The following is a 24,800-nucleotide window of genomic DNA, read 5'->3' on the forward strand; positions in this document are numbered from 1 at the left end:
GATTGGTATGACAAGACTTTAGAAAGATGAGTTCAGAAGTTAATAGGTATTTCATATTTCACGAAGTCAAATTTTCTACTTGTAGCTTTTGAAACTAGTTTTCCTCCTAGAGACTCAGCAATTTTTCGACTTGGATAATTATTTTCTGCTACTGGATAAATAAAACAGTTGTAAATATGTGTATAGGGAGAAGTATATAAACCCGTTGCTTTTAAAGCCCATCGTCTCGTTTTGAAAGTAGCTCACTATATTTCTTTTTTATCTCTTTTTTTAAACAGCAATCTTCAATAATAAGATCTAAGCCGCCGTCATAAGGCGCGATGATTACATTCTTCTCAAAAGAAATAAAAAAAGCACGTGTTTCATCATTAGCAATTTTGACTAATAAATCATTATGAATATTAGGTTCCCACAGCGTTTCAGTGAACATAGGAGTGAAATATAGGTCATTATCTTCACCATCATCAAAATGTTCTGGGTCAATTTTATGCAAGTTTATAGAGGGTACAGCAGTAAAATCATAATTAAGCATCGAAACTTGATCATAGATCGGGATTTTTGAATCACCTATAAAAGAATTTCCTGAAACTATAAAATGGGTGATCCAGAACTTAAACAGTCATCAATAATTTGATTCTGGTGTTTAAGTAATATGTCCATTTGAATAGGATCATCAGCATAAGAAAAACTAAAAAAATTCTATTTTTTAAAAAATAAATATATATTAAATGTTCAAAAAATTAAAAATGGAAACTAGTATGAGAAAAACAGCTTTAGGTTTAACTTTGGGCCTGTTTAGTATGAGTGCATGGAGTGTTTGTCCCTATAATTTTGATGTTACTCAAGATCAGATACTTAAAATTTCATCAGTCTCTTCAAATCAGGCTGATATATTTCCTGTTATTAATGGGCAAAAAGTCAGTTTTAAATTATTGGAAACTTCAAATCCTAGTAAAGGAAAGGGCTATCTTGCTACTAGTAAAGAATTTGCTAATATCTGGATCGCTGCAATGACACCATCTACTACAGCAAGCTTAACTAATACATATTCAAAATTATTAACCAAAAATAATTTAAAATTATCCGTTAAGAATAATTTGAGTTCATTTAATAATCAAACTACAACTCAGTCAAGCATAAATATCTATGGTGATAAGGTTATACCACAAACTGGTATTATCGCATTTGAGTTCAGATTTAAACTTATTAATCAGCTTAATACAGGTCAGGTTGTAACCTTCCCAGTTCCAGTATCAGCTTTTGGCCAAACTCAAAGTGGAGAAACAATTACTTTAGGTGCATTCTATGCTAACAATAACTCTAATAATGTTCTGAGTTCTACAGTTGCAAAAAATCTGGATATTTTTAATCCGACTAATCCAATTTATAAGGAATATATTATTCAGGAAGGTTATCAGCATATAGGTTTTTATATAAATCAGAATAATCATCAGATTGGTTTAATCATTAATGGTATAAATAAAGGTTACATTGCTATGCTTCCTTCCAAATTAAAAAATATTGGTTTTTTTATTCCTTTTGAATATGGCTACATAGACTCAGAATTCCTAAACAAAGAGATTTCAGCAGAATTAATTACGGATCGAAATAAGCTACAGTTCACTTACCCATTAGGAACAATGGATATTTGTGGAGTAGGGAGCTAATGAAGAAAAAACTAGGCTATATTAAGAAAAGGATTGAGTATTTTTTACAATCATAGAATATATTAATAAAATGCTCATCACCTGATTGGCATTTTATAATTACTAACAAACTTTCTTGCATAAGCACGTAACAGTTTTCCATTAAATTATTAAAAGTATCTATAAAGCTATCATGGTCAAGAAAATAGCCTTTAAAGTTTAAGAATATAAAGGTTTACACAGTTTCATTCTTGAAAGCTATTGTACTGCAAAATAAAGTGACTCTGGCTCCAAAAAATAATGAAAAATGGACAACAGTCTTAGATTTATTTCGAGTTATTCATATTCAGGAAGATCCTGTCACGACTATTTGAAAATGTTAGTTGAGGAAGATATGAGTTGTAAATTATAATTAATTTAATAAAATCCAGATTTAATTTTTAAATTATATTATGTCTTATACAACCGTACATATGCGGCATACAAGTAGTGGGTCAAGTAGTTCTAGAGATGCCAAAGATATCTTTATATCTGGTTGTCATAATGATTTTGATTTCACCCAAATTACTTCTGAAAAAACTGCTAAGTTAAGTAAAGAAAAACAGAAGTATTTTTATAAATGTGATGATGCGATCAATAATAAATTTTCAGTAGATTCATTGATTTATTACTCATCATTTGTTTTACCTATTATTTGTATCTTTATATTTATAAGAATAGGTAAAAAGCATTATCGAATTGCTGAAGAGAAAATTAAGAATGCAAAATATCCTGCAATTTTTTCTAGAAAACCAGAAAATAATCCTTCTAATTCTATGGAGATCGCCCTAGTAATCGGCGGTGTATTAGCAGTGCTAATCTACATATTAATCTATATCATTCATATTATTGTAGTAGAAATTAAATATTGAAATTTCATAATAGAAAACTTTAAAGAAGTAAAAATAACCGCTTGTCAGTTTTTAATCAATATTTTTATATGCTTGGCTATACTGTTTGCTCAAATAAAAGGAAGATTACATGAATAAAATTATTTTGGGTTTATTAATCAGCAGTGGACTTTCAGTAAATACTTATGCTGCCTGTACTTATAATTTTGATGCAACTCAGGCACAAGTCAATGCAAAAAATGCAGCAGGAGGGAGGCAGATTAAATTAATGTCTCCGATCAGTATTGCTGAGCAAAAAGGTACGGCAACAATTACTTATATTGGAAGTGTACCTGTGGATCAAGTAGTGACCTCTGGTAAATTGATCAGTATGCCTTCTATGCAAACTCCTCTTGTTGATAAAACGGTTGTAGGAAATAACATTGTTGCTGCAGAATTTATTTTTGATGCTTCAAATCTTAAAAATGTTGTACTTGGTGACAGTTATGAAATCCAGCAAATGGCTTTTCAAATATTAGGGGCTTCTAATTTAAAAAATGAAATTAGCCTAGATCTGGGCTATGGATTAATAAATAAAGATACCAGTCTTGCTGATGGAAACTATGTGTCACTAACTGGAGTTACAACAAAAAGAGATACTTCAGGGGCAGTAGTTGCCAAAGACGTTGATCGAAAAGTAATCCCTATTACGATGCCCTCAGATGGCAAAATTAGAGTTGGACTTTATTTTAATCAGGTCAGTAAACAAATGGGATATATTATTAACGGTACTAATTATGGATATCTTAATTTAATTGCTGAAAATGCTCTTAAAAATATTGGCTTTAATGGTGTTGGAATACAATCACCAAATGCTAACTCTAAATTTCTTGGTAAAACTGTCTCAGTCCAGTTAATTACTAATAAAGCAAATATGCAGTTTACATATCCAACAGGCACCACTGATATTTGTGGAAGTGCTAGTTAAGAACTTTTTGGAAAAGAAAAACCACTCTCATCTGAGTGGTTTTTTATGGAGAAATTTATGAGTTGGGCGGGGAAAAAGTCGATTAGTTTTGATGTGGCTAAACAAACAGAAGATAAAGTAAAGAAAATTACCATGGATACTGTGCACTTAAAGCGAAAAACAGGTATATGAGTATTTATTCAGAAGCAGATGATAATGGAAACATCAAGCTTGCAAAGATTCGAAGAAGTACGGCTTACAAGAATTGGATAATTTTGTCTTAGATGAATTTCTTAAAAAAGCAAAATTCTTTCCTCTGATAATCAATGGTAAGCCTTATCCGATCAGTGATACTACAAATTTAACACTCACTATTTTTTACTCTTCATTACTAAAGAATAGTTAATTTTAAAATCACCTCAAGGCCAAAAACTAAATCAATCCCAAGAAATAGTAGCGAAAGGCAAATCGATCATAGTGAAAGTTGAGGATGATAGAAAATTTCAAGATAAACCCGCATCAGCTGATATTCCATCTTTAAAAGGTGAGCAATCTAATGCAACAGTAGAAGAAAAAGCCCGAGCTGTTGCTCGTAAAAGAAATGGATATGGAAAGGCTTTAGGGGATATACTTTTAAAGGATGAGACTGTACACATTTGGTTGATAAACGTGTTTCTAATGCATTGCAGCAGTCGGGATATAAAGTTCTTGCTAATAACACCACTAATGAAGCCAATGCCGATCTGATACTAAATATTAAAATTAATAAATTTTGGTCTTGGTTCCAGCCTGGATTTGCCTCAATCAAAATCAATTCTGAAATTGATACCGAAATTTTAGATGCCAAACATCCTAATCGCCCACCATTTAAAATCTATAGCAAGGTAACTAGATCAGCACAGGTAGCGAACGAGTCGAAATGGGTAGAGAATATTGACAAAGTGCTCAATGACTACGAGGAAAAGTTGATTATTGAGCTTTCTAAGCAACGTCAGTAGTTTTTATTTAAATCCTTGAATATATTTAAGTTTAAAAAGTACCCTAGAGTGCTTTTTATGTCTTATTGTTGTTGATTCGCTAATTGCATTGCCATTAAGTATTACTAACAGCTTTTGTAATAAATTGTGGTAGATTCTTAACAATTAAGGTTTTGATAGTATTTTCATGTACCATTTCGAGATTAAAAAAATTAAAATCATTTAAGGCAAAATGAAATGAATAAGATCACCCTAATTTTGATAGTCGCTCTGCTTTTTTGTATTTTGGCTAACTATGAAAGTTTCAACTTATTAAAAATTCATGAAACTGCCAGTAGCGAAATTAACAAAACTCTTCCTAAAAACTAATCCACCTAAGGGTGGTTTTTTTATACCCTAAGCTCTTAAATTTTAATTATTAATAATAAAGGGTAATTTTATGAGAAAAACTTTAATTGGAGCTTTATTCTTAACGTTTGGAACCTCTGTAAGCGCAGCATCTAAAATTGAAAAAGAGGAAACAAAAAGTATTCTCAATTCGTTCAAATGAAATAGCTACTATTTATCTTGAGCCTAAATATTATATCTTTAGATTAGAAACAGGTGGCGGGATGTGCCCAAATATTTCAACTTCACAAGAAACTGAAGTTAAACCTGGGGTTGAGATAGAGTATCGAATTTTACTCCCATCTGACTTTAATTTAAGACTAACTCGAATGAAATAAAAGAGTAAGAGCTTGTGTCTAAAGCTGTCGAGCAATATTAAATTTCAATTGAACCCACTCATCATTAAGTGGGTTTTTTCTTACTTACTAATAGATTACTCAGTTCACTGAAAATATTTATTAAATTATTTTAAAAAATATATTATTTGATTGCCTTTATTAAATAATATATGGATATTAATTTAATTTACTCAACAATTAATAAGTTTTATAAAACAATGGAACTTTAAAAATAATAACTTTTTACCATATAAATAACATATCTATATGTAATTTATTGGTATTTTAAAATTTAAATAAATTACATTGTTTTTAAATATTTTAGTGATATTTTATTTTAGGCACATTTACCTATTACCAAGCATAGATGTTGTGATTTTTATCATTATAGGTTTGGGATAACCTAAATATCTTTTGGTAATTTTAAACCTAATATTTATTCTTTAGGGAGAAAGAATATATGTGGGAATTATTTGTAATTCTACTTTCGCTTGGGCTGTTAATGTACACAGCTTACAAGGGCTTTTCTGTCATTCTCATGGCACCAATTTGTGCCTTACTCGCGGTTTTACTCATTAACCCAGCCAATGTTTTACCATTTTATTCGGGTGTCTTTATGCCGAAAATGGTTAACTTTATTAAAGATTACTTTCTTGTGTTTTTGCTCGGAGCAATTTTCGGTAAAGTCGTTGAAATGTCAGGAATTGCTGAGTCTATTGCTAGAACAATTGTGAGATGGATTGGGGCAAAAAAAGCGATTTTAACCGTTGTGTTATTAGGTGCAATTTTAACATATAGTGGTGTCAGCTTATTTGTTGCTGTATTTGCAATTTATCCTTTTGCCAATCAGCTTTTTAGACAAGCTAACATTCCAAAACGTTTAATTCCAGGCACAATCGCGCTTGGTGCATTCACATTTACCATGGATGCATTGCCAGGTACACCGCAAATCCAGAACGTTATTCCAACCACGTTCTTTGGTACCAATATTTATGCCGCCCCATTTTTAGGGATTATTGGCGCTATTTTTGTTTTATCTGCAGGTTTAGCCTATTTGGAGTGGCGTCGTCGCGCTGCTGCAAAAGCGGGTGAAGGCTTTTCTGGTTTTGGAGTAGACAATACGTCGTCTCAAGAAATTGAAGCCGATATATCTATGCAAAATAATGGAAGTACAGCTCGTCAGTTTTTAGCATTTGTACCTCTCATTCTTGTTGCAGTAATGAACAAATATTTGTCTAAAGCAATTAAAGAGTGGTATCCACATGGCTTTGATTTTGCCACTGTAGGTTTAGCCGATTACACCGTTGATGTTGCAAAAACGGGGGCGATCTGGGCTGTTGGTTTAGCACTTATTGTCGGAATTATTGCTGCAATTTTATTTGACTACCAACGTGTAGTGACGAACTTTAAAGAGGGCATTAATGCCAGTATTGGTGGCTCACTTTTAGCAGTGATGAATACAGCTTCTGAATATGGTTTCGGTGCAATTATTGCGTCATTACCGGGCTTTGCCCTGATTAGTCATGCAATGAGCAGTACCTTCACAAATCCATTGGTAAATGGTGCGGTAACCACGACAGTTTTAGCGGGTATTACCGGTTCAGCTTCTGGTGGCATGAGTATCGCTCTAAGTGCGATGGCCGAACACTATAACGCCGCGATTTTAGCAGCAGGTATTCCACCAGAAGTTATGCACCGTGTGGTTGCAATGGCATCGGGCGGTATGGATACACTTCCACATAATGGTGCTGTCATTACCTTACTTGCTGTTACAGGTTTAACCCATAAACAGTCGTATAAGGATATTTTTGCAGTCACAGTAATTAAAACGTTAGCGGTATTTGTGGTGATTACGGTCTTTACAGTGACTGGTATTGTTTAAACCAACAAGTTAAAAATATTAAGGAGTGAATAGATGACTAAACTTTTAGACGGAAAAGTAGCCTTTATTACAGGCTCTGCAAGCGGGATCGGTCTAGAAATTGCCAAGAAATTTGCTCAAGAAGGTGCAAAAGTTGTCATTTCTGATATGAATGCTGAAAAGTGCCAAGAAACGGCAAAACTGCTAACAGGACAAGGCTTTGAAGCATTATCTGCACCATGTGACGTAACTGAGGAAGATGCTTATAAACAAGCAATTGAGTTAACTCAACAGACCTTTGGAACAGTTGATATTTTAATTAATAATGCTGGTTTTCAACACGTTGCACCTATTGAAGAGTTTCCAACCGCTGTTTTTCAAAAGCTCGTTCAAGTCATGCTTACTGGTTCGTTTATTGGCATTAAACATGTTTTCCCAATCATGAAAGCTCAAAAATCGGGCCGTATTATTAATATGGCTTCAATTAATGGCTTGATTGGCTTTGCAGGTAAAGCAGGTTATAACAGCGCGAAGCATGGTTTAATCGGTTTGACAAAGGTTGCCGCATTAGAATGTGCACGTGACGGTATTACGGTAAATGCCTTATGCCCAGGTTATGTCGACACACCATTGGTTCGCGGTCAAATTGCAGACTTGGCTAAAACCAGAAATGTTAGTCTAGACAGTGCACTTGAAGATGTAATTCTGGCAATGGTTCCTCAAAAACGTTTGTTATCTGTTGAAGAAATTGCTAATTATGCAATTTTCCTTGCGAGTGACAAAGCAGGTGGGGTAACGGGTCAGGCTGTGGTTATGGATGGTGGTTATACCGCACAATAATTTAGAGTTTTATAAAAGCCGCTTATTTTTTAATAGGCGGTTTTTTATAAATAAAAGATATGTAAGTTTAGTGTTCAAAACGATGATTTATCTCAACTATAGTTGCTTATAAAAATTTAATAAAATAAGTTTGTTAAGGTATGAAATTATACTTTAAAGGTATTTAACTTATTTCCAATTTTAAAATCTAATAGAGTATGAGAAAGTAATCTTTACTCTCTTTCTTGATTAGATATTTTTCAGGAAAATTCGTCAATTAAAGGATATTAATTGGCATACAAGTTGCTTTTTAAGCAATAAGTTATTTAGCTAGGTGAAAAGGATATGATATCACTCAGCCAACAGACGGAACTCAATCATTATTCGCGTAAAGCTGAATTTGCGCAGAATTTGATGTCCACGATTTGTGGTGAACACCGTCTAGATACAATTTACAAAGACACTCTCGATTTTCACTATGATGGAATGCGTCTGCCTAATAAAAAAATGGCAATTGGCACAATCAGTTATGGTGCAAATGTTGCCATTAACATCTCTAATCTAAAAGCTTATAGCATTAGTTTGCCTATACAAGGTCGACAAGCTCTCAACATTCGTGGCGCTCATTATCAGTCTGATGAAAACAGAGGGCTTATTGTTTCAAATAACGATCAGCAAGATTTGATTATTGATAAAGATTGCAGAAAATTTCAGGTGGTTATTCCTGAGCGGAGTATGCAGATTGTCCTTGCAGATCTACTGAATAAATCGATAGATGCCCCCATCATTTTTAATCCAGAAATGCATCTGGACTCGGAGCAACTGATTGGTGCATGGTGGAAAAATATTCAGAATTTTTTACAGCTAAAATCTCAATATAGCAATTTTTATGGTTTGCAGATGCTGTCTGAAGACTATGAAAATTTTGTAATTAAAGCCTTACTTTTATCTCAAGAAAATAATTATTCTGAAAGTTTAAAGTTACTTTCGCATCAAGATGAACCAGCCTATATCCGAAAGGTGCGGAATTTCATTATTAAACACGCCCATGAAGAAATCTGTGCAGAAGACTTGCAACGTCTAGCCGGGGTTTCAAAATCAAAATTGTACGACGAGTTTCAGCAGTACTACGGTACTAGTCCAATGTCCTATCTGAAAAAGTATCGTCTACAACAAATTTATAAAATCTTGAGTACAACTGGCGCTGATAGAAAAGTGTCTATTTCTAAGCTTGCTTATGACTGGGGTTTTAATCATTTAAGTCGTTTTTCTCAAGAATATCGCGAAGAGTTTGGTGAAAAACCAAGTGAAACGAAGGGTAAAATTTTTTAAATATTTAATCTTTTAAGCAATAAAAAACCTGATTGGGTTAATTCAATCAGGTTTTTATTTATCTCTATATTTTAAATACTATTTTCAAGATTCAATATTTGCTTACTTTTAGATTTTTCATAAATGACTTTAAGACTAAGGGCAATAAATGAAATGAATGTCGGTAATGCTAGAATAAAGAATATACCGCTTAAACTTAAGTTAAACGTGAAAATGAGCGATCCAAAGAAAGCACCTATAATTGCACCGATACGGCCAATACCATGCATCCACGAAACGCCAACCGCGCGGCACACGGCTGGATAGAAAATAGCTGCAAGTGGTAATAAAGAAGATTGAGCACCAGCAAGTAATGCACCAATTAAGAAAATGGTAATACCCAATAAGAAAATATTTGAGCTTACTAAGCCTGCGACAATAAATAGCCCAAAAGCAATTAAATAAGAGTATTTAATCACTGTGGTTGGGTTCAGTTTGTCCATGTACCAACCCATAATGGTTGCACCAATTACACCACCAAAAGGGAAAATAGCTGCAATTAAACTAAATTGTTGCGTCGTAAAACCAGCTGTTTTTAAAATTGTTGGCATCCAGCTTGTTAAAAGATAAAACACTAATAGACTCGTAAAGCAGCACAGCCAAAGCATGCTTGAACCCCAGAGGTATTTCCCTAAAACGATTTTAACCGGATTTTCCTCTGATGCTGTTTCTGTTTGGGCTAGGACAAGTTTTACTGGTTCTTGGAATGGATGCCCTTGAATATCTTCTAAAATTCGTTGTGCTTTGTCTTGTTGATGACGTGTAATTAAGTATTGGGTTGATTCAGGTAATTTAAGCAATAAGGCAACCACTAAAATGAGGGGAATACTTCCACCAATAATAATGACTTTGGCCCAGCCATAACTTTCTAACAGATAAGCTGACAATACACCGCCACAAGAAATACCCAGCATAAAACCACAGCCAGCAAGGCCTGTTAGGAATGCTTTACGTTTTACAGGCATATATTCAGAGACAATGGTACTGATGTTTGGCATGGCTGCCCCTAAACCCACACCTGTAATAAAGCGGTAAATCATTAAATCTTGGGTCGAGTCGGCAAAGCCACACAATATGGTAAATATTGAAAACAAAAGGCTCGTAAAAACAATGACGCCTTTACGCCCAAACTTATCGGACATAGGGCCTGAAATAATGGCACCGATTGACATGCCGACTAAAGCGGCACTTAAAACAGGCGCAAGCTGAGGTTTGGTAATTCCCCAGTCATCCAGTAATGCGGGAGCAATAAAACCAATAATTCCTGTGTCTAAGCCATCACAGAAGAAGACAAAAAATCCGAGTATAAAAACCATCCACTGCAATGGGGACAGTTTTTCGCGGTTGATTACCGAATTTGCATCTATCGTTTTCATATGTATTCCTTAACTCATTAAAATTTTTTACTGTAATTAACAAAGAAACGGTTTTCTGAAAAATCGTTTCCATGCTTAACGTCGTAATTGATAAAGATGTACTGAAGAGCTAGACCTTTGAGAAAAGGCTGTTGAAGGGCATAATTGACAATAACGTTTGCTTCACTTTCTTTGTTTTTTAAGCCATCGGCTGTTTTAAAGTGATCGCCATATACATACTTAAAAGTTGTATTTAAACCGGGTACATAATCTTTAAAGTCATAGCCATAGATGAAGTGATAAGACTTTTCATCTTGTTTGAAGAAACCGGTCGTGTTCCAGTTAATAAAATAAGTTTCAGGCAAGAAACCATCAGGTAGCGGGTAGGCAGACTCGCCAATAATTTGTTGATAACCTAAACCAAAGCTGTGATTTTTTACTTTGAGTGTTTCTAGTAACCCTACATTTTGCGCATCGATGTCGAAAAGATTTCCATTATCTTTGGCATTGAAATATTTGAATTTTGAATTAACTGAAAAATTAGAGTTTTTCCATATGTGGTCCATTCCCACATAATGTTTATTATATAAATCCTCCATATTTCCGAAGTAATATTCGCCTTTCAAAGTAGGAGTAATTTGATAGCGCAGGTCTATGTAGTTAAGGCCATCGGAGTAGCCAGTCACGCCTTTTGAGGTAAAAGAAAATCGATGGAAATCTTCTTCATTTCGTGGTGATACTTTTTCAATACGGCCAATTTCAGCAAAAAGCTTATCGCTCAATTGAGACTTAAGGTTGGTTCCCCAATAAGAGGTCAGTAGCTGACGACTTGCATCTACAGTGGTTACGGGTAAATCTAGCCATAATTCACCAATGCTCAGTAGAGTCTTGTTATAGCCTAACTTTAATGTCGCACCATATTTTAAATAATCGGGTGCTTGGGACTGAGTTGCTTTATCAAAAGGTAATACCGTATCTGCAACGTGTTTATCTTGGCTTAAGCGAACCGCATATTGTGCTGAAGCATTTGCGCCAATTTGAATCGGAGTGCCACCAATTTCTAACGGCGTGTCGTGCATATTAGAGTTGTAAAATAGGGAGACGGATTGTGACCAGCTACCCGTGTCTTTTACATCTGGATTGTCATAGTTTCTGTCTATATATGCATTTTTTAATGTAAATTTCCATTCTTCATCCGCTGAATAAGCCTGAGTAGAAAATGCACTACAACATAAAATGTTGATGAGCATTAACGTTTTGTTGTGTCCATAAATTGGCTTTGGTCGATGCATAAATAAAGCGCCTTAATTTAGAAAAATGACTGAGCTTTTCTTATGTAATCAAACTAATTACATGACTTTGATTGAACTATTTTTAGCCAGTAGTCACTATCCAATAAGTCCTAATCTTCATCCATTTTTTCCAAATTAGATAAAAAGCAGCATTTTTATTTTTTATATTAAAATATTGAAATTCATTAACTTTATTCTTTTATATGTTTTATCCATTGCTATCTTTTTCATAATTGCGCACAGATTGGATAGTGCTTGCAGCTTTTGGACAGTCTAAAAAAATATTCGGATAGAAGATAAAGCCATAACAATGTCAGGAGTTGACACTATGGCTGGTCAAACCGTTCAAATTAAAACTGCATCTGGAAAACAGTTCAGTGCATATCTAGCAACACCAGAAACAGGAAAAGGACCGGGCGTCGTACTTTGTCAGGAAATCTTTGGGGTGAATGCAGCCATGCGAGAAAAAGCAAAATTTCTTGCAGAAGAAGGCTATACCGTTTTAGTTCCTGATTTATTTTGGCGCGTAGCACCTAATATTGAACTGAGTTATACACCAGAAGATTTTCAAAAAGCTTTTGAACTTTATCAGCAATATGACGAAAACCTTGGTGTTGAAGATATTCAAGACAGCTTATCTTTTTTAAAGACTCGACCAGAATGCGACACAACTACAGGCCTTGGTGTGGTGGGGTACTGTTTGGGGGGAAAGCTTGCTTATCTGGCAGGCTGTCGACTTTCGGAAGTGGCATGTGCCGTAGGTTATTACGGCGTAGGCATCGACAAAGCGTTGGATGAGTTAGCCAACGTAAAAGGACGTTTGGTCTTACATATTGCCGAACTGGACCAATTTACACCGCCAGATGCGAGACAAGCGATTGTCGATGCAGCTAACCAATATTCAAATGTACAAACCTATGTATACGAAGAGGTTGACCATGCATTTGCACGTCCAAAAAGCAATCATTATCACAAACCTTCAGCGCGCTTTGCCCACGAGCGTACAGTAACAGCACTACATGACACGATTGGGCCGAAATATGACCTAGTTGCCTTGTGGGAAGAGCATATTCGTCATGAGTTTGATACGCGTGACGTACCAGCAACCATGGCAACGATGGTCGCAGAACCTTATGTCAACCATATTCCAACGTTGACTGGCGGTGTAGGCCAAAGCCAGCTTGCTCGTTTTTATCAGTACCATTTTGTTCACCAAAATCCGAAAGATATGAAGATCACCTCGATCTCTCGTACCGTTGGTTCAACGCAAGTGGTGGACGAGTTCATTATGAGCTTTACTCACGACGCTGAAATTGACTGGTTATTACCGGGTGTAAAACCAACTGGCAAATATGTCGAGATTCCAATGTTAGGTGTGATCCAGTTTAGAGGGTCAAAGCTGTGCCATGAGCATATTTACTGGGACCAAGCATCGGTGCTGGTACAAATTGGTTTATTAGACCCAACTGGCTTGCCCGTTGCAGGTGTCGAGACAGCACGCAAACTTCTTGATGAAGATCTTCCTTCAAATACTTTGATGCCATCTTGGTCAAGTAGCGAAGGCAAGCCAGTCAATTAAGGAGTATCTGCAATGAATATAAATTTAAAAGGAAAAGTTGCAGTTGTGAGCGGTGGAGCAACACTCATTGGTAAAGCAGTTGTACAAGCCTTAGTTAGTGCAGGTGCTCATGTCGCTATTTTAGATATTGATGCCAAAGGCAAAGCGATTGCGGAAAGCTTTAACCATGATGTGATGTTTATTCAAACCGATTTAACCAGTGATGCGGCTATTCAACAAGCTGTGGTAGATATTCACCAACATTTAGGTGAAGTGAGCTACTTGGTAAATCTGGCATGTACATATTTAGATGACGGTTTTAAATCTTCACGTCAGGACTGGTTGCAAGCGCTCGATATTAATTTGGTCTCTACAGTTGAGCTGAGCCGTGCTTTATACCATGACCTAAAAAAGCAACAAGGTTCAATCGTTAATTTTACTTCAATCTCGGCCAAAGTGGCACAAACAGGGCGCTGGTTATATCCGGTTTCTAAAGCTGCAATACGTCAACTCACACAAAGCATGGCAATGGATTTTGCTGCCGACGGTATTCGCGTCAACTCTGTTTCACCGGGTTGGACATGGTCTCGTGTGATTGCAGAAGTCAGTGGCAATAACCGTGAAAAAGCCGATAGCGTGGCAGCCGATTATCACTTACTAGGCCGTTTAGGTCATCCCGAAGAAGTCGCCAATGTTGTTTTGTTTTTATTGTCACCCGCTGCGAGTTTCGTCACTGGAGCAGATTATGCGGTCGATGGCGGATATTCAGTAATGGGCCCTGAAGGATCACAGCCCGCTATTCCACGTTTAGCCGAATAGCTCAGCGTTTTAAAAGCACATTTAGAAAATTATGGAGAAGATTATGCGCCGTATTGCAATTGTTGGAGCAGGACAGTCTGGTTTACAGCTTGGTTTGGGCTTACTAGATACAGGTTACGACGTGACAATGATCACCAACCGAACTGCCGATGAAATCCGTCAAGGTAAAGTCATGTCAAGCCAGTGTATGTTTCATACCGCTTTACAAACTGAACGTGACTTAGGTTTAAATTTTTGGGAAGAACAATGTCCAGCGGTAGAAGGCATTGGGCTGGCTTTAGTTAATCCTGAAAATGGTGGTAAAGCATTTGAATGGAGTGCTCGTCTTGAGCGCTACGCTCAATCGGTCGATCAACGCGTCAAAATGCCATATTGGATGGAAGAGTTTGAACGCCGTGGCGGTCGATTAGTGATTCAAGATGTGGGTATTGAAGAGTTAGAACAACTCGCAAATGAGTATGAACTTGTACTGCTAGCAGCAGGTAAAGGTGAAGTCGTTAAGCAATTTGAGCGTGATGATGCACGTAGCGTTTTTGATAAGCCTCAACGTGCTTTGGCATTGACCTACGTCAAAAACATGAAGCCAATTTCACCTTACGCACGTGTGACTTTTAATATTATTCCCGAAGTTGGCGAGTACTTTTCATTTCCTGCGCTTACCGTTAATGGACCTTGCGACATTATGGTATTTGAAGGTATTCCAAACGGGCCAATGGACTGCTGGCAAGATGTCAAAACACCTGAACAGCACCTGCAATGCAGTTTGGACTTACTCAAGAAATTTGTGCCTTGGGAATATGAACGTTGCACAAATGTTGAGTTAACCGATGCAGGTGGATATTTGGCAGGGCGTTTCTCGCCGACAGTACGCAAACCAATTTTGACATTACCTTCTGGCAAGCAAATTTTTGGTATGGCAGATGCATTGGTAGTCAATGACCCGATTACTGGACAGGGCTCAAACAATGCTGCTAAGTGTAGCAAAATCTATTTCGATGCCATTTTAGCCAATGATAATCAACATTTTAGCGAACAATGGATGGTTCAAACCTTTGAACGTTATTGGGCTTATGCAGAAAAAGTGGTGGCTTGGACCAATAGCCTATTAGTACCACCGCAGCCACATGTTGTTGAGCTATTGGCAGCTGCAAGCCAAAACCAGAGCATTGCTTCCATTATGGCCAATAACTTTGATGACCCACGCGCTTTTGCTCCTTGGTGGTTTGATGCAAATCAGGCTCAAGCATTCTTGGCTTCAAAAACCACAGCGAAAGTGGCTTAAGGGCAAAATATTAAAGGGAGATTTAAAAATGGACACAATTGAAACTCAAGGTTTACAAAACATCAATGCTGAAAACCCAAGAGAGATTCGTAATTTACTGGGGCAGTTTGCAACTGGGGTTACAGTGATTACAACCCATGGTAAAGATGGCCGAAAAATAGGAATGACAGCCAATTCATTTTCCTCATTGTCTTTAGATCCGCCATTAATTTTGTGGAGTCTTTCAAAAACAGCGCCAAGTTTGTCTGATTTTGTTGAAGCTGAATATTTTGCTATTCACATGTTGGCGCAAGAGCATCATCAGCTTTCTGGACATTTCGCTCGAGGTGCTGAAGACAAATTCGCAGGCATTTCACATCAACAATGCAATGCGGGCGTTCCAATTTTGACCGATGCACTCGCAACCTTGGTTTGCCGCAATGTAAATCAGTATGAAGGCGGAGATCACCTGATTTTTATTGGTCAAATTGAACAGTACCAACAACGCCAAGGTGAACCATTGGTATTCCACGCAGGAAAGTATCGGATTGCCGCAGAGCATCCAGAATTAGCACATTAATTCACCATAATCACGATCAATCCGGTCGTGATTTTTTTATAGGAAATAAGAAGATGAAAAGCACTTTAATTAAACATGGCTTTTTAGCAGGGACATTGTTGGGTTTGCCATTGGTTACACATGCCTATGATTTACCGACCGTAAACTTAGGTATGACCAGCTTTCTCGATGGCGGCTTACCCGCAGGGCCCGGCTGGTATGCTCAAACCTACTTTCAAAATTACGATAGCAATAAACTGGTCGATGCCAATGGACAAAAATTAGGTTTGCCTAAAACAGATTTAAATTATCAAGTACTGGTTGAACAGATTAGTTATTTATCGAATGTCCGAGTAAAAGATAAAGCCAGTCTAGGCATGAATTTTTTAATTCCCTTTGTAAGCAAAATGGACATGGATGATGGCTTGAATAATGCTGCAATTAAAGCTCAAAGTGGCTTTGGGGACATTATGATCGGTCCCTTTATTCAGTTCGATCCAGTCATGGGTGCACAAGGGCCGAAGTTTGTGCATCGTTTTGAGTTTCAGGTCAATTTGCCGACTGGCGAATACGACCAGCAAAAAGATATTAATCCAAGTAATAACGCTGTTTCATTTGATCCTTATTGGGCTGCAACATATTGGTTTAACCCCAAATGGACAGCTTCAACGCGTATTCATTATCTCTATAACTTTAAGAATGATGACCCAAGCTATGCGTTTGCCGGAGCAAATGATATGCAGGCAGGACAAGCTCTTCATGCAAACTTTGCAACGGACTATGCCATTACCGAACAGTTCCGTTTAGGACTAAATGGCTATTGGCTAAAACAAATCACCGACACCGAAGTTGATGGTGAAAAAGTCAAAGGCCGACGTGAACAAGTCTGGGCAATTGGTCCTGGTGCGATGTATAGTTTTTCTAAAAATGATCACCTTGTTGCAAATGCTTATTTTGAGCAAGATGCTGAAAACCGCCCAGAAGGTACACGCCTACAAGTTCGCTATGTTCATCATTTCTAGGTCATAAAAAAAGCCTTTTATATCAATATAATATAAAGGGCTTTTATCTATTTTTGGTTTAAGAAAAAATTGAAGTAATTAAGCCTTCACTTTGACCAGAGCGGCGAGTAGAAGAAGGTAACTCACCATAACGACGTTTGTACTCTTGAGAAAAACGGCCTAAATGGCTAAATCCCCATTTAAATGCCACATCTGTGACCGACAGATTTTCATTGTGCATAAGCTCTAAATGAGCTTGTTCAAAACGTAATTCTTTTAGATAAGACATTGGGGTGGTCCCCAAATAATTTTTAAAACCGGTAAATAAGGTTCTTACACTCACACCTGCCTGTTCAGCCAAAATTTCGACGTTAAGCGGCTCATGTAAATGTTCTTTAATATAGGCTTCTGTGCGTTTCACGAAATAAGGAGAGACCGTTTTTTCTTTATAATGATCAACTCTATGTAATGCATTATTAGGTTGACCATAAATCAGTGCATTAAACAGGTTTGACTCAAATTGTTTAAAGGCTAAAGGATGATGGAGTGGGTGTTGCTCACATGCTAAAGCATCCATCAATGTTCTAACGAGCTGTAAAAAATAGGTTCCACTTTGTGTAGAAAAGTCTAATTTTGGGTCAAAAATGAGTAAGTTGTTTTCTGAATCAGCAATGTGCTGACGGCAATGATAAGTAAAATCATCCTTTGAAACTTTTAGAATGAGCTGCGGTGAGTTTGCGTGCCAGCGCATACGTAAAGATTGCTGAGGGGAAATAAGAGAAGCAACTTGAGAATAAGAAATAAACTTTTGTGAACCAAACTCGATTTCTGCGTAGCCTTGAGTTGGGATTTGAATTAAGTAAAAGTTATCAAGATGATCTGGTTCGATAATGACATCCGCACCATATTCCAAGCGACTAATAGACAGGGCACCTGTTTTAACATGGTGCATGGTTGCACTGAAATCTCGCTTCTGATGAGAGATTTTAAGATCATGCGGTTTAAAAATTTGCCCAACATTTCGGCAGGTTTCGCTTAAATCGTGATGATCAAACACCAAATTATGATTGGTAAAGATAGACTCATTTTGAAAATGACGTCCACTGAGTTCTGGGGAGTTGGCTTGGTTCATATATATCCCTTTTGGCTCACTCCTGTATTTACTTATGTTGCAGAAGCTCTAAAACTTCGCTGTGCAGCAAGTAAATACGGCACTTAAAAATTAAGTTACTCGCAAATTACAATGAGATATAAGCAAAATACAGACCAATTTAACCGGTAATTAATGTGATTTTCTCAAATTTTTACGTCGGATTTTGTCCATCAATTTAATAAATTCGAGAAAGAGAATAGAGGAATATAAAAGGTGCTATAACTTAATCTCATCATGATCTTATTCCTTAAGATCTATCAAAATTTATAGCAAATCCGAGTGAGCTGGTCAATTTATTTTGTCGGAATTTATTATTTTATATTATTGATATATAATAGATTTCAATTTAAATGCAAAAATTCAATATACCCCTCGCAGAGTATATTGAATCATTTCAGGTTTCAGTGGTTTTTAAATTATTTGCACTTAAGCTATTTATATTTTCAACGTGATGTATTGCTCTGTAAAAACTTCTCGCTGTAGATCCGGTAGTTTTGCAGAGCTTGTTCATCTAACCAATTTTTTACGGCTTCAATCATTGGCGGTGGGCCACATAAATACATATCAAAAGCCTGTTCAGCCAGTTGATCTTTATTTAAATGCTCATGAATATAACCCGCTTTACCTTGCCAAGCCTCGGTTGCTTTAGTCACAATCGGGTGATAGCTAAAGTTTGGAAGCTGTTCTGCGTAGGCATGTAAACGCTGTTGTTCACACAAATCGGTTTCACTATTTACGCCGTAATACAACTGAACTGCAGGTGAGTTTGGTTGATCAACCAAGTTATCAAGCATTCCCAAGAAAGCTGATAATCCTGTTCCACCAGCAACAAAAACCAATGGTCGCTGTACTTCGCGTAAATAGAAACTACCAAGTGGCGCTTCGATGAATAGGCTTTGTCCAACCTGACAGCGATCACGCAAGTAATTGCTCATAACACCGTCTGGTAAAAGACGAATTAAGAATTGCAATTGATTGGTTGCATTTGGTCTGTTTGCAAAAGAATAAGAACGCCAATCCTCAGTATCTGGAATTTGCAAACGAGCATATTGACCCGGCAAAAACTGAAGTTGTTCAGCATGACTGCTCGCATCAAGATGCAAAATTGCTGTTGTCTCAGAAACCAGCTCAACCGCGGTAACTTTGGTTTCAATTTTTAAAGTATCGCCAGCATTGCAAATAGCTGAATCATGATCGAAATAAAAAGCTGCATCCGATTTTACCCGTGTCTGGCAAGCTAACATTTTACGCTCAGCCAAATCACGCTCACTTAATGCATCTTCATCAACATATTCTTGTTCATAAATCCCAGTTTCACACTGCCCCTGACAGGTACCACAAACACCTTCGCGGCAGTCTAACGGTAGGTTAATTCCTTGGCGAACTGCTGCATCAAGCAACAATTCGTCGTTATTTACCGAAATGAAAAATGTTTTGCCATCGGCAAAGTTAAGTGCAACTGAATGTCCCATTTTCATTCCCCCTAAACGTGATAGAAGTCTAAAACGGAATCAATTTTGTCATTAAGCAAAATGCTGTGCTGACGACGAATGCGGAAACCATCTGCTGTTTGGCGTAAAAGATAAGTAGCGTGTCCGTAAAAACAGCCTTCTAAACCTTGACGGTTATACAGTGTTTGCCATGCAACTTTTGCTTCAATTAGACCATCATCCAGTGTTTTAACTCGAATGTTATTCATGCTATGTAAAGTGCGTGGTAATGGGGTTGCCGAAGCTGCTTTTCCTGTACGAATACGGAATACACGGTCTTCAAGTCCAGTGCGGTCTGCGTAATAAATATAAGACAAGCCCTGATTCGGATCTTGAACATAGTTATGGTCATCAATCCATTGTGGAATATGATATTCACTATCTTCATCGTAAAGTTCTAAATAGGCATCCCAGTCATAAGCATCACAAAGTTCTGCTTTTTTGTACAAAAACTGAGATACAGCAAAATATAGTTCTTGTGACATGGTTACACCTCATCCATTACGGCATTGTTTTCGAAAGTAATATCCTGCATTTTCAATGCTTTCTTGTTTAAGCCATCGAGCATTAGACGTTGCCAGTGTCCATGTTGATTTACATAGAGCCCTTCATGGGTAAACTCACGGCCAGTAATGACAGGTTGAATGCCTAAGTCTTGTGAGTTTTTGGTCGCTCCATATTCCCAAGACTGACAACCACGAGAAATATCGCTCCAGCGTTCAAGTCGTGCCTGAAAACCTTTTTGTTGTTCACGGAATTCGACTAAATCGTCTGGTGTACCAAGGCCTGATACGTTAAAGAAATCTTCGAACTGGCGAATACGGTTACGGCGTGCTTCAACAGATTCACCTTTAACACCAATACATTGACTGATGACTTCAGTTTTATTCCATGCCACTGGACGAACAATACGAAGCTGAGAACTAATTTGGTCCATAAAGAATAGGCTAGGGTACAAGTTCAAGTTTCTTAAACGGTGCATTGCCCATTCAGCATATTTGTCGCCGTATTTTTCGACCATATACGGCATAACTGTGCTGTAACCCGGACGAACTGTTGGATTCGGCATATCACTAAACAATACGCTATGGCCATTTTTGAAGCTGAACCAACCATCATCAGTTTCTGAGTCACCCGCACCTAACTTGCTATAGTCAAGCGTATCGAGTTCTTCACCTTTTGATGCATTTACTTGTTGGCGGTGTTGAACTGTAGAGACATAGTTATAGTGAACAGTGCTTACGTGATAACCATCTAAGCCATTTTCATTTTGTAGTTTCCAGTTACCTGCAAAGGTATAAGATGATTTGCCTTGAAGAACCTCAAGTTCGCCTGTTGGTGATTGATTTACCATTAAATCAAGGAACAGTTTTGCATCACCCAAAAAGTCTTCTAGTGAATCTGTTGCTTGAGTATCAAGGCTTACAAATACAAATCCACGATAGCTAGCAATACGGCCTTGCTTTAAGCCACGGCTTGATTTATCGAAATCTTCGCAATATTCACTCGGTGCTTTTACTTTGACCAAGCGGCCATCTGATTTGTAGCACCATGCGTGGAACGGACATGTAAATGTAGACTGGTTGCCTTTTGCAACACGTGTTAAAGTCGCGCCGCGATGCTCACAAGCATTGACCATGGCGTGTAATTCGCCTTTACCATCACGGCTCACAATAATCGGCTGACGACCAATTTGAACCGTGAGGAAATCATGATTGTTTGGAATTTCACTTTCGTGACATGCATAAATCCAAACCTTTTCAAAAATGAATTCCATTTCTAAATCAAACAGCTCAGGCTCGGTAAACATATTGCGTGCGATACGAAACACGCCATCTTTAGGACGGAAGTCGATACATCCATCTACAAAATCATTCCATTGTTTTAAATTAGATGAGGTCATTTGCTCAATCCTATTCATTCAGCTTTTAACTGATTGAACCGCGATTAGGCCTTTGCCTCTATCCGTTTTTTCCAGATCTTTATCCACTTTGTGCAGTTTTGATTTTTAATAAAATTATTTTCAAGGCATTACTGAGAATTCTAAATTTGTATGGTGTCTTATCTTCTTAAACTTCCCTATAATCCTAAAGAGTATAAAGTCAAATCTTGTGAGTTAAGCTTATGAAAGAAAACAAATTAAAATTACAAATCAGAATTCTTTCAGAGCAAAACATTGCATTTGGTCCAGGAAAGGCAGAGTTACTTGAAGCAATTGAGAGAACGGGTTCAATTTCTCAAGCTGCTAAATCTATGAATATGAGTTACCGCCGTGCATGGCAGTTGGTCGATACCATGAATCAGTGCTTTGAAACAGCTTTAGTTGAAACTCAAACGGGTGGAACACATGGCGGTGGGGCAGCAATCACAGCTTTGGGTCAGAAAGTCTTACAACACTATCGCCAAATGGAAGTGAATGCTCGCCAAGCCTTAGAACATGATTATCAAATCATGAGTAGCTATTTAAAAAATTAAATTAAAAGATTTGATAGTGACTGAATCTTTTAATTTGGTATAGCTTTTGCTTAATAAAAAGTGCACGCTGAAAAAGCACTGCTGCAATTTTCAGTTACACAGACAATGGCGTCTATTCTGCACTATCTTAAAAGATGGGTCAGGATAGGCGTTTTTTATTGCGTATCTAAAAAAGTGGCTGGCATAAACGACTGATCTGTTTACAGATCTTTATGGTCATCGCTATGTGCTTCTTGGCATGGTGATGACCATAAAACTAATAGATAGCATCGAAATAAAATTGGATTTAAATATAAAGCATATGGCTAGATAAACTTTCAGCATATTGCACCAAAATGAAGTCTAAAATGAAAAATGCACCGTCTACCTGCATTTCTGTCCTCTATATTTAACTGATTTCTGCTTTTCATTTTCTATGTATATCGTTATATTCTAGGGTATATATCGCTGCATAAATCGATAAAAAAGGAAAAACGATGGTAAGTCCTACTCAGCTAAAGAAATTCGCTATAGTCAGTTCAATCATAAGTCTTGGATTGTCAATCAGTTTCTCTGTAAAGGCCGAATCGGTCACTGTCTACGCAGCAGCAAGCTTGACCAACGCGATTAATGATTTAGAAAAAATTTACGAAAAACAGAATAAAGTAGAAGTTAAAACTTCGTATGCAGGTTCATCGACATTAGCTAAACAAATTGAAGCTGGGGCACCAGCCGATATCTTTATTTCAGCCGATACCCAGTGGATGGATTATCTACAAAATAAAAAATTAGTCGCAGCAAATGATCGTTTAAATTTATTAGGTAATCGATTGGTACTGATTACCCCGAAAGGACGATCAGTAAAGGTTAAATTGGATAAAACTACCGACCCGAATAAAGTGTTTACAGGGAAGATTTGTACAGGGGATACCAAAAGTGTGCCTGTAGGCAAATATGCTAAACAAGCATTTACCAATTTAGGTTGGTGGAGCCGTATTGAGCCAAAATTAGTTGAAACAGAAGATGTGCGAGCTGCATTAAACTTTGTGGCACGTGGTGAATGTCAGGTTGGTATTGTCTATGCAACCGATGCAGCCATTAGTAAAGACGTAACTGTGGTAGGTGTATTTCCTGAAAATACTCACACGCCAATTATTTATCCAGTAGGGCTTGTCAAAAAGAATTCGAACTCAACAAAGTTCTATCAATTTTTACAAAGCAACCAAGCCAAAGTCGTTTTTAAAAAATATGGCTTTAGTGTATTGGCTTCAGCAAAACCATGATGTTTTCTTTAACCCCAGAAGAGCTCAGCGTTCTTCAACTCTCTTGTAAGGTTGCAGCAAGTTGCCTGATTATCAGCCTTATTCCTGCAATTTTTGTAGGATGGGTATTGGCGCGTAAAGAGTTTTGGGGAAAGTCATTTATTGAAACATTGGTCTTTTTACCATTGGTATTGCCTCCAGTTGTGCCAGGTTATTTGCTATTACAAGTCTTTGGAAACCGCGGCATTATTGGGCAATACTTAGCACCTTTAGGATTGGAGTTCGCATTTAACTGGAAAGGGGCAGTTCTTGCTTCGGCAGTGATGGGTTTTCCACTCTTGGTGCAATCAATTCGCCTAGCGATTGAGTTAGTCGATCAACGTTTAGAAATGGCAGCAAAGACATTAGGTGCTTCATCTTTGGGGGCATTTTTTCATGTCACGTTGCCACTTGCCAGCAGTGGCATTTTAATTGGTGCCATTTTATGTTTTTGTCGTAGTTTAGGTGAGTTTGGGGCCACTATTACTTTTGTTGGCAATATCTCTGATGAAACAAGAACCTTACCTTTAGCCATGTATAGCCTGATGCAACAACCTGATACAGAGATTGCGATTCAAAGGTTAATTGTCTTATCTTTAAGTGTGGCATTTTTAGCGCTATGGTTTGCACAGTGGTTTCATCGTTATCAAAAAAAGCGCTTAGGGCGGTAGAGTTATGTTGATTGATTGCCGTTTTCAGCTACAAATGGGCCAATTTCTTATTGAACCCAATTTTCAGTCTGATGCTTCAGTCGTTGGTTTATTCGGTGCATCGGGTTCCGGTAAAACTTCAATATTACATGCCATTGCGGGGCTAAATACACCACATAGTGGACTCATTAAAATACAAAACCAAACATGGTTTGATTCAGATCAAAAAATTAATCTCAGCACGCAAAAACGCCATGTTGGACTGGTTTTTCAAGATGCACAGCTTTTTCCGCATAAAACGGTAAAGCAAAACTTATTATTTGGTCTTAAACATCTTGCGCACCAAGAACGTCACTTTGAGGCTGATTACATTATTGAATTATTAAAGTTAGACCACTTGCTAGAACGTATGCCAATCAAGCTCTCAGGTGGTGAAAAACAGCGAGTAGCGCTCGGACGGGCATTGTTGTATTCACCTAAGCTGTTATTACTTGATGAGCCGTTATCAGCACTAGATGCGAATCATAAAGCTGAAATTATTCCTTTTTTTCAAAAAGTAAAACAGGAAATAAAAATTCCGATGATTTATGTGAGTCATGATATTCAAGAGATTAAACAACTGACCGAAACAATGTGGATTTTATAAATTTTCATATTTCACACATTATTTCA

General features: G+C 37.2%; 23 protein-coding genes and 2 pseudogenes. 17 read left to right on the plus strand and 8 right to left on the minus strand.

From position 1 onward, the window contains the following. Positions 1-32 precede the first annotated feature (32 nt). Positions 33-164 (minus strand): annotated as a pseudogene (locus ASF86_RS19995) (GNAT family N-acetyltransferase); the annotation flags it as partial. 47 nt (positions 165-211) lie between these two features. Beyond that, positions 212-532, minus strand: a complete 321-nt coding sequence (locus tag ASF86_RS04720; protein WP_056479913.1) for a hypothetical protein — start codon at positions 530-532, stop codon at positions 212-214. A 226-nt stretch (positions 533-758) separates the two neighbouring features. Between ASF86_RS04720 and ASF86_RS04725 the strand changes: the two genes are divergently transcribed. From ASF86_RS04725 to ASF86_RS04755, 8 genes and pseudogenes are all read left to right on the plus strand, one after another. After that, complete coding sequence (locus tag ASF86_RS04725; protein WP_056479916.1) at positions 759-1,667, plus strand: DUF4882 family protein; 909 nt, start codon at positions 759-761, stop codon at positions 1,665-1,667. Between the two features lie 431 nt (positions 1,668-2,098). Next, on the plus strand, positions 2,099-2,557 hold the full coding sequence (locus ASF86_RS04730; RefSeq protein ID WP_056479918.1) for a hypothetical protein: 459 nt from the start codon (positions 2,099-2,101) through the stop codon (positions 2,555-2,557). Positions 2,558-2,666: 109 nt separating this feature from the next. Further along, positions 2,667-3,503 (plus strand): DUF4882 family protein, encoded by an 837-nt coding sequence (locus ASF86_RS04735; RefSeq protein ID WP_056479921.1) that lies wholly within the window; start codon positions 2,667-2,669, stop codon positions 3,501-3,503. A gap of 635 nt (positions 3,504-4,138) precedes the next feature. Further along, the gene (locus ASF86_RS20000; RefSeq protein WP_227508776.1) at positions 4,139-4,480 is read left to right on the plus strand and encodes a hypothetical protein; all 342 of its coding nucleotides are present in this window, start codon (positions 4,139-4,141) and stop codon (positions 4,478-4,480) included. Between the two features lie 500 nt (positions 4,481-4,980). Further along, positions 4,981-5,184, plus strand: a pseudogene (locus ASF86_RS19035) (hypothetical protein); the annotation flags it as partial. A gap of 460 nt (positions 5,185-5,644) precedes the next feature. Next, positions 5,645-7,066 (plus strand): GntP family permease, encoded by a 1,422-nt coding sequence (locus ASF86_RS04745; protein WP_056479924.1) that lies wholly within the window; start codon positions 5,645-5,647, stop codon positions 7,064-7,066. Between the two features lie 33 nt (positions 7,067-7,099). Further along, on the plus strand, positions 7,100-7,885 hold the full coding sequence (locus ASF86_RS04750; RefSeq protein WP_056479927.1) for a 3-hydroxybutyrate dehydrogenase: 786 nt from the start codon (positions 7,100-7,102) through the stop codon (positions 7,883-7,885). Positions 7,886-8,209: 324 nt separating this feature from the next. Next, positions 8,210-9,196, plus strand: a complete 987-nt coding sequence (locus ASF86_RS04755) for an AraC family transcriptional regulator (RefSeq protein ID WP_056479930.1) — start codon at positions 8,210-8,212, stop codon at positions 9,194-9,196. 71 nt (positions 9,197-9,267) lie between these two features. On the opposite strand, the gene ASF86_RS04760 is transcribed toward ASF86_RS04755, so the two are convergent. After that, positions 9,268-10,611, minus strand: a complete 1,344-nt coding sequence (locus ASF86_RS04760; RefSeq protein WP_056479933.1) for an MFS transporter — start codon at positions 10,609-10,611, stop codon at positions 9,268-9,270. A 17-nt stretch (positions 10,612-10,628) separates the two neighbouring features. After that, the gene (locus tag ASF86_RS04765) at positions 10,629-11,840 is read right to left on the minus strand and encodes an OprD family outer membrane porin (RefSeq protein ID WP_413772529.1); all 1,212 of its coding nucleotides are present in this window, start codon (positions 11,838-11,840) and stop codon (positions 10,629-10,631) included. Between the two features lie 370 nt (positions 11,841-12,210). Here ASF86_RS04765 and ASF86_RS04770 point away from each other — a divergent pair, with 370 nt between their 5' ends. Genes ASF86_RS04770 through ASF86_RS04790 form a run of 5 tightly spaced genes read left to right on the plus strand, consistent with a single transcriptional unit; the run spans position 12,211 to position 17,101 of the window. Beyond that, positions 12,211-13,461: a dienelactone hydrolase family protein gene (locus ASF86_RS04770; RefSeq protein ID WP_056479940.1), complete on the plus strand. Its 1,251-nt coding sequence runs from the start codon at positions 12,211-12,213 to the stop codon at positions 13,459-13,461. A gap of 12 nt (positions 13,462-13,473) precedes the next feature. Next, positions 13,474-14,259, plus strand: coding sequence for an SDR family oxidoreductase (locus ASF86_RS04775; protein WP_045125424.1), 786 nt, complete (start codon positions 13,474-13,476; stop codon positions 14,257-14,259). Positions 14,260-14,302: 43 nt separating this feature from the next. Then, positions 14,303-15,541 (plus strand): styrene monooxygenase/indole monooxygenase family protein, encoded by a 1,239-nt coding sequence (locus tag ASF86_RS04780; protein WP_056479943.1) that lies wholly within the window; start codon positions 14,303-14,305, stop codon positions 15,539-15,541. A gap of 28 nt (positions 15,542-15,569) precedes the next feature. Beyond that, positions 15,570-16,100, plus strand: a complete 531-nt coding sequence (locus ASF86_RS04785; protein ID WP_056479946.1) for a flavin reductase family protein — start codon at positions 15,570-15,572, stop codon at positions 16,098-16,100. A gap of 53 nt (positions 16,101-16,153) precedes the next feature. Continuing rightward, positions 16,154-17,101 (plus strand): transporter, encoded by a 948-nt coding sequence (locus ASF86_RS04790; RefSeq protein ID WP_056479949.1) that lies wholly within the window; start codon positions 16,154-16,156, stop codon positions 17,099-17,101. 58 nt (positions 17,102-17,159) lie between these two features. Here the strand turns inward: ASF86_RS04790 and ASF86_RS04795 are convergent, their stop codons facing one another. From ASF86_RS04795 to antA, 4 genes are all read right to left on the minus strand, one after another. Continuing rightward, positions 17,160-18,212 carry an AraC family transcriptional regulator gene (locus ASF86_RS04795; protein ID WP_056479952.1) on the minus strand — a complete coding sequence of 351 codons (1,053 nt, stop codon included), beginning with the start codon at positions 18,210-18,212 and terminating at the stop codon, positions 17,160-17,162. A 464-nt stretch (positions 18,213-18,676) separates the two neighbouring features. Beyond that, positions 18,677-19,711, minus strand: coding sequence for an anthranilate 1,2-dioxygenase electron transfer component AntC (gene antC, locus ASF86_RS04800; protein WP_080592916.1), 1,035 nt, complete (start codon positions 19,709-19,711; stop codon positions 18,677-18,679). Positions 19,712-19,716: 5 nt separating this feature from the next. Then, a complete protein-coding gene (antB, locus tag ASF86_RS04805; protein WP_003651713.1) occupies positions 19,717-20,208 on the minus strand; it encodes an anthranilate 1,2-dioxygenase small subunit in 492 nt (163 codons plus the stop codon). Between the two features lie 2 nt (positions 20,209-20,210). Continuing rightward, entirely contained in the window at positions 20,211-21,626 is a 1,416-nt protein-coding gene (gene antA / locus ASF86_RS04810; protein WP_056479954.1) for an anthranilate 1,2-dioxygenase large subunit, read from the minus strand. A 221-nt stretch (positions 21,627-21,847) separates the two neighbouring features. Here antA and ASF86_RS04815 point away from each other — a divergent pair, with 221 nt between their 5' ends. From ASF86_RS04815 to ASF86_RS04830, 4 genes are all read left to right on the plus strand, one after another. Then, entirely contained in the window at positions 21,848-22,198 is a 351-nt protein-coding gene (locus ASF86_RS04815) for a winged helix-turn-helix domain-containing protein (RefSeq protein WP_056479957.1), read from the plus strand. A 476-nt stretch (positions 22,199-22,674) separates the two neighbouring features. Next, positions 22,675-23,460 carry a molybdate ABC transporter substrate-binding protein gene (modA, locus tag ASF86_RS04820; protein WP_056479960.1) on the plus strand — a complete coding sequence of 262 codons (786 nt, stop codon included), beginning with the start codon at positions 22,675-22,677 and terminating at the stop codon, positions 23,458-23,460. Then, positions 23,457-24,149 carry a molybdate ABC transporter permease subunit gene (gene modB, locus ASF86_RS04825; protein ID WP_056479963.1) on the plus strand — a complete coding sequence of 231 codons (693 nt, stop codon included), beginning with the start codon at positions 23,457-23,459 and terminating at the stop codon, positions 24,147-24,149. Before modA ends, modB begins: the two co-directional genes overlap by 4 nt. 4 nt (positions 24,150-24,153) lie before the next feature. Then, positions 24,154-24,774 (plus strand): ATP-binding cassette domain-containing protein, encoded by a 621-nt coding sequence (locus ASF86_RS04830; protein ID WP_056479966.1) that lies wholly within the window; start codon positions 24,154-24,156, stop codon positions 24,772-24,774. The last annotated feature ends 26 nt before the right edge of the window (positions 24,775-24,800 follow it).

The organism is Acinetobacter sp. Leaf130 (assembly GCF_001423205.1).
GTDB lineage: Bacteria > Pseudomonadota > Gammaproteobacteria > Pseudomonadales > Moraxellaceae > Acinetobacter > Acinetobacter calcoaceticus.